The organism is Alcanivorax profundi, from assembly GCF_003597125.1.
Classification (GTDB): domain Bacteria; phylum Pseudomonadota; class Gammaproteobacteria; order Pseudomonadales; family Alcanivoracaceae; genus Alcanivorax; species Alcanivorax profundi.
On sequence record NZ_QYYA01000207.1, the window covers coordinates 1 to 363 of the forward strand.

Sequence of the window (363 nt, forward strand, 5' to 3'; positions counted from 1 at the left end):
CCAGTTCTTGTAAGCTACACGGGTATTGAAACCACCTTCCCAGTCTGGGTCTACCTTCATGATCTGACGGTCAGCCTCACCGTATGGACGGGTAGGAGTGCCATCTGCATTATAGTCACCATTGTACTTAATCTTGATCATACCTGCGTTACCACCTGGTTCAGCAACCTTGCGGATGTCTTCTTCGTCTGTCTGCCAGATACCAATCTTCTCATAATCATAGATGACGTTGATTGGTTTGCCAACGAACCACCAGTTGCTTTCGTCACGTGTTGCTCCTGATGCCAATTCTACCAATTCATTCTTATTGGTATAGAAGTTTACACCTGCATCCCATGTCCAACCATTCTTATTGTCGATGAT

1 protein-coding gene is annotated in these 363 nt (G+C 45.5%); it reads right to left on the reverse strand.

Annotated features, from left to right (window positions below; all coding sequences use genetic code 11):
• On the reverse strand, positions 1 to 363 hold a 363-nt coding region (locus D4A39_RS19505), incomplete at both ends, for a hypothetical protein (protein ID WP_199699520.1).